General features: G+C 65.4%; 5 protein-coding genes (1 of these 5 only partly in view). 4 read left to right on the top strand and 1 reads right to left on the bottom strand.

The features are described from left to right. The 4 genes from GGD63_RS29135 to GGD63_RS29120 form a co-directional block, all read left to right on the top strand. Positions 1-656, top strand: partial view of a M23 family metallopeptidase gene (locus tag GGD63_RS29135; protein WP_183247038.1) — the 3' end only. It extends 1,408 nt beyond the left edge of the window; 656 of the gene's 2,064 nt are visible here — the last part of the coding sequence; the start codon falls outside the window, past its left edge; the stop codon is at positions 654-656. A 126-nt stretch (positions 657-782) separates the two neighbouring features. Continuing rightward, positions 783-1,145 (top strand): SPW repeat protein, encoded by a 363-nt coding sequence (locus tag GGD63_RS29130; protein WP_183247036.1) that lies wholly within the window; start codon positions 783-785, stop codon positions 1,143-1,145. 145 nt (positions 1,146-1,290) lie between these two features. Then, positions 1,291-2,910, top strand: a complete 1,620-nt coding sequence (locus GGD63_RS29125) for an SMP-30/gluconolactonase/LRE family protein (RefSeq protein WP_183247034.1) — start codon at positions 1,291-1,293, stop codon at positions 2,908-2,910. Positions 2,911-2,999: 89 nt separating this feature from the next. After that, the gene (locus GGD63_RS29120; protein ID WP_183247032.1) at positions 3,000-3,266 is read left to right on the top strand and encodes a hypothetical protein; all 267 of its coding nucleotides are present in this window, start codon (positions 3,000-3,002) and stop codon (positions 3,264-3,266) included. A gap of 75 nt (positions 3,267-3,341) precedes the next feature. Here GGD63_RS29120 and clpB read toward each other — a convergent pair whose 3' ends face one another. Then, a complete protein-coding gene (gene clpB, locus GGD63_RS29115; protein WP_183247030.1) occupies positions 3,342-5,981 on the bottom strand; it encodes an ATP-dependent chaperone ClpB in 2,640 nt (879 codons plus the stop codon). Between the last annotated feature and the right edge of the window lie 19 nt (positions 5,982-6,000).

The following is a 6,000-nucleotide window of genomic DNA, read 5'->3' as shown; positions in this document are numbered from 1 at the left end:
ACGACGTGCTGTTCGCCTCGCTCACGGTCGGCGGCGAGACCAAGAAATACTACCGCTACCAGAGCCCCGACGACGGCGTCGTCGACTATTATGACGAGACCGGCAAGAGCGCGAAGAAATTCCTGGTCAGGAAGCCCGTCAACAACGCCATCATGCGCTCCGGCTTCGGCGGCCGCCGCCATCCGATCCTCGGCTTCGTGAAGATGCACACCGGCGTCGACTGGGCCACCGCTTACGGCACGCCGATCTTCGCCTCCGGCAACGGCGTGATCGAAAAGGCCGGCCCCGAAGGCGGTTACGGCAAGTACATCCGCATCAAGCATTCCAACGGCTACGAGACCGCCTACGGCCACATGTCGGCCTTCGCCAAGGGCATGGAGCTCGGCAAGAAGGTGCGACAGGGCCAGGTGATCGGCTTCGTCGGCTCGAGCGGCATGTCGACCGGCCCGCACGTCCATTACGAGATCCTGGTCAACGGCCGTTTCGTCGACCCGATGCGCGTCAAGCTGCCGCGCGGCCGTTCACTGGAAGGTGCGGTGCTCGCCGGCTTCGAGAAAGAGCGCGACCGACTCGATGGCATGATGAGCGGTCGGGGTGCCGCCATCGCGCGCATGTCGGATGCAACGGGCGGACCGTTGCAGGTGACGAACCGGTAGCGGTTGCCGCGCACCTCCCCGGCGAATCTCCCGCTTTTTCAATCAATTTTCCTGGAACCGCAGGGAACCTACCGGGCTGCGGCCCGGTTGTTTTGTCACGAGGCAGGAGGCCTGACGGAGGATGTCATGGAAAATTGGACGAACGCAAAATTCTGCGACGTCGCAAACCTGATCCTCGGCGCGTTCCTGTTCCTGTCGCCCTGGATATTCGGTTTTGACGCCGGAGCAGCCTCCCAGAATGCGTATATCGCAGGCATCGTGATCGCGGTGCTGGCGGTCGCGGCGCTTGCAGCCTTCGCGGTGTGGGAAGAGTGGCTCAACCTGATCGTTGGCCTGTGGACGCTCATTGCGCCTTGGGTGCTCGGGTTCCAGGGCGCCAAGACGGCAATGACCATTCACGTCGTGGTCGGCATTCTGGTCGCTGTGCTTGCTGCGGTCGAGATCTGGATGATGTCCCAGAATCCGCCGCGGCTGACGACGAGCCGGTAACGGGCAAAGCCCGCCCGCACCGCGGGTAGGCCATCATATCGACGAGGTGCCGCAAGGCACGCCGCCTTGCCGGCACAACGTCAAGTTTCGTTTGCCAAAGCCGCGTGACGGGCGAATACTTTCCAAAAAACGGGAGGTCTCGCCCATGAAGAACAGGCTCGCCTGCGCGGCCCTGATTGCTGCGGCTTTCTCCAACCCGAGCGCATCCGCAGAAAACTGGGAGGTGACCAGGCTCGTTCCGAGCTCGGCGTTCCATGGCGTGCATGGGCTCGGGATCGACCAGGAAGGCCATTTGTTCGCCGGCAGCGTCGCGGGCGCCGCGCTCTATGAGGTCGACATCGCCGGCGCTACCGCCAAGGTTGCAATCCCAGCCCCGGTCGGAATGGCCGACGACATCGCGTTCGCGCCCGACGGCACCATGGCCTGGACCGGCTTCCTGGCCGGCGATCTCTACGCGCGCAAAGGCGACGGCCCGATCAAGAAGCTCGCCTCGGGCCTTCCCGGTATCAATTCCCTCGCCTTCCGCAAGGACGGCAGGCTCTATGCCACCACCGTCTTTCTCGGCGACACGCTCTATGAGATCGACGTCGAGGGCGTCAAACCGCCCCGCCAGATCATGGAGAAGATGGGCGGCCTCAACGGCTTCGAGTTCGGTCCCGACGACAAGCTCTACGGTCCGCTCTGGTTCAAGGGACAGATCGCCAAGGTCGACGTCGACAAGGCCGAGCTGACCGTCGTCGCCGACGGCTTCAAGGTGCCGGCCGCGGTGAATTTCGATTCCAAGGGCAACCTCTTTGTGGTCGACACCGCCCTCGGCCAGCTCGTGCGGGTCGATCCCAAGTCGGGCGCGAAGGCCATGGTCGCGCAGCTGAAGCCGTCGCTCGATAACCTCGCGATCGACGACAGGGATCGCATCTACGTCTCCAACATGGCCGACAACGGCATCCAGGAGGTCGATCCGGCGACCGGCGAGGCCAAGCAGATCATCATCGGCAAGCTCGCTTTGCCCGGCGGCATCGGCGTCACCTCGGAGGATGGCAGGGACACGATCCACGTTGCCGACGTGTTTGCCTATCGCACGGTGGACGGTGCGACCGGCGAGGTCATCGAGAAGGCGCGCATGCATGCCGCCGGCGTCACGCTCGAATATCCGATGAGCGCGACGGCGAAGGGTAACGACGTGGTCCTGTCGAGCTGGTTCACCGGCACGGTGCAGGTGATCGATGGCAAGACCGGCGCAACGCGCGACATGCTGCACGGCTTCAAGGTGCCGCATGACGCCATCGTGCTCGCGGACGGCAGCATCCTGGTGGCCGAGCTCGGCACCAAGTCGCTGGTCCGTGTCGGCGGCGAGCATGGCAAGGATCGCACCACGCTGATTGGCGACCTCGAGGGACCGATCGGGCTCGTTCGTGGGAAAGCCGACGAAGTCTACATCACCGAGGCCTTTGCGGGCACCGTCGCCAGGGTCGACAGCAACGGCGAGAAGACCGTGCTCGCCAGGGAGCTGAAAATGCCCGAAGGCCTCGCACGCGGCAGCGACGGCAAGCTGATCGTGGCTGAGGTCGGCGCCAAGCGACTGATCGAGATCGTGCCGGAAACCGGTGAGGTCACCGAGATCGCCGCCGACCTTCCGATCGGCCTGACGGGCGCGCCCGGCGGCCTGCCGACCCACATTCCGACAGGCGTGGCGGTCGGCGCGACGGGCGTCATCTACTTCTCCTCCGACATCGAGAATGCGATCTACAAGGCGGTGAGGAAGTAGCGCCTGCCAGCGGAATCCGGCTGCGGGGGAACCGGTGCGCCGGTTCCCGGTTAGTGGCTAACGGGACCGACCAGCAGGAGGATCGCCCCATGACGCGCCTCTCACGCGACGATGTCATCAAGATCGTGGACCGGGCCGATGACGTCACCATTGCCCAGATCATCGGGACCGGCGCGACCGTCGAGGAACTCACTGAGGCCGTGGCCTGGCTCGCCAATGACGAGCCGATGATCAACGATTTGCGGCCGCTCGCGCAGGGACGGGTGCGCGAGCTGGTGGATATTTTGTCGGAGCTGGAAGAGGAACAGGAGGAGGTCGGACCGGCCGAGCCCGGCTCCACGTCCGCCGTCGGCTAGGGTCTGACCAAAACGCTTCGCCCCGGAGAAGCGAACCTCTCCGGGGCGAATTGTTATTTCAGGCGGCCGTGCCCCTCAGTTCAGCTTCCGCTTCGCCACCGGCGCCTCGAACTGGGCGATCTCCGCGGTCTGCGGGGCCTTGCCGTTGAAGGTCAGCACGTTGCCTTCGGAGGAGATCGCGACCTTGTCACCGTCCCTGACGTCGCCGGCCAGGATCATCTCGGCGAGCGGATCCTGGAGGTAGCGCTGGATCACGCGCTTCAGCGGCCGTGCGCCGTAGGCGGGGTCCCAGCCCTTGGCGGCGAGCCAGTCGCGGCCGGCGGCATCGAGCGCCAGCACGATCTTGCGATCGGTCAGCAGCTTCTGCAGCCGGGCGAACTGGATCTCGACGATCCGGCCCATCTCGCTCTTCTGCAAGCGGTGGAACAGGATGATCTCGTCGACGCGGTTGAGGAATTCGGGGCGGAAGTGCCCGCGCACCATCCCCATCACCTGCTCGCGCACGGCCGAGGTGTCCTCGCCCTCCGGCTGGTTCACCAGGAATTCCGAACCGAGGTTCGAGGTCATGATGATCAGCGTGTTGCGGAAATCGACGGTGCGGCCCTGGCCATCGGTCAGGCGGCCGTCGTCGAGCACCTGCAGCAGGACGTTGAAGACGTCAGGATGCGCCTTCTCGATCTCGTCGAACAGCACGACCTGGTAAGGCCGGCGCCGCACCGCTTCGGTGAGCGCGCCGCCCTCGTCATAGCCGACATAGCCCGGAGGCGCGCCGATCAGTCGCGAGACCGAGTGCTTCTCCATGTATTCGGACATGTCGAGGCGGACCATCGCGGTCTCGTCGTTGAACAGGTACTCGGCCAAGGCCTTGGTCAGCTCGGTCTTGCCGACGCCGGTGGGCCCTAAGAACATGAACGAGCCGGTGGGGCGGTTCGGGTCCTGCAGGCCCGCACGCGAGCGGCGCACGGCGGTTGCGACCGCACGCACGGCCTCGGCCTGGCCGACGACGCGGGTGCCGAGCTGCTCCTCCATCTTCAGGAGCTTCTCCTTCTCGCCCTCCAGCATCTTGTCGACCGGCACGCCGGTCCAGCGCGAGACCACCTGCGCGATGTGGTTGGCGGTGACCGCCTCCTCCATCATCTCGCCGGAGCCTTCACGCGCCTCGATGTCCGCGAGCTTCTTCTCCAGCTCCGGGATGCGCCCATAGGCCAGTTCGCCGGCCTTCTGGAATTCGCCGCGCCGCTGCGCATTGGCGAGCTCGACACGAAGTGCGTCGAGTTCGGACTTCAGCTTCTGGGCGTTGGAGAGCTTGTTCTTCTCGGCGCTCCAGCGCGACGTCAGTGCCGCCGACTTCTCTTCCAGCTCGGCCAGCTCCTTCTCGAGCGATTCGAGACGGGTCTTGGAGCCCACATCGCTCTCCTTCTTGAGAGCCTCCTGCTCGATCTTGAGCCGGATGATCTCTCGGTCGAGCGAATCCAGCTCTTCCGGCTTGGAATCGACCTGCATCTTCAGCCGCGCCGCCGCCTCGTCCATGAGGTCGATCGCCTTGTCGGGCAGGAAGCGGTCGGTGATGTAGCGGTTGGACAGCGTCGCGGACGCCACCAGCGCGGAATCGGTGATCCGCACGCCGTGGTGCTGCTCGTACTTGTCCTTCAGGCCGCGCAGGATCGAGATGGTGTCCTCGACCGAGGGCTCGCTGACGAAGATCGGCTGGAAGCGCCGCGCCAGCGCCGCGTCCTTCTCGACGTGCTTCTGGTACTCGTCGAGCGTGGTCGCGCCGATGCAGTGCAGATCGCCGCGGGCGAGCGCCGGCTTGAGCAGGTTGGAGGCGTCCATCGCGCCATCGCCCTTGCCCGCGCCGATCAGCGTGTGCATCTCGTCGATGAACAGGATGAAGGTGCCCTCGCTGCCGGTCACCTCCTGGAGCACGGCCTTCAGCCGCTCCTCGAACTCGCCGCGGTATTTCGCGCCGGCAATCAGTGCGCCGAGGTCGAGCGACAGCAGCTTCTTGTCCTTCAGGCTCTCCGGCACGTCGCCGTTGACGATGCGTAGCGCGAGCCCTTCCGCGATGGCGGTCTTGCCGACGCCAGGCTCGCCGATCAGGACGGGGTTGTTCTTGGTCCGGCGCGAGAGCACCTGGATGGTGCGGCGGATCTCTTCGTCGCGGCCGATGACCGGATCGAGCTTGCCGTCGCGCGCAGCCTGGGTGAGGTCGCGGGCATATTTCTTCAGCGCGTCATAGGCGTTCTCGGCGGTCGCGGAATCCGCGGTGCGGCCCTTGCGCAGCGCCTCGATCGCCGCATTGAGGTTTTGCGGAGTGACGCCGCCCTTGGCGAGGATCGCACCCGCCTCGCTGGTCTTCTCCAGCGTGAGGCCGAGCAGCAGCCGCTCGACGGTGACAAAGCTGTCACCGGCCTTCTCGCCGGCCTTCTCGGCCACGTCGAAGGTGCGGGCAAGCTCGGGCGCGAGATAGATCTGGCCGGCACCGCCGCCGGAGACCTTCGGCACCTTGTTAAGGGCCTCCTCGGTCGCCTTCAGGATCGCGCGGGAATTGCCGCCGGCGCGGTCGATCAGGCCGGCCGCGAGCCCCTCATTGTCGTCCAGGAGGACCTTCAGCACGTGCAGGGTGGAAAACTGCTGGTGCCCCTCGCGCACCGCGAGCGACTGCGCGGACTGGATGAAGCCCCTGGAGCGTTCAGTATATTTGTCGATATTCATGTCGTTGTCTTTCCCTCGG

The organism is Bradyrhizobium sp. cir1, from assembly GCF_014198245.1.
Classification (GTDB): Bacteria; Pseudomonadota; Alphaproteobacteria; order Rhizobiales; family Xanthobacteraceae; genus Bradyrhizobium.
The sequence above is the reverse complement of the archived record's forward strand: the minus strand, read 5'-3'. Positions and strand labels throughout refer to the sequence as shown.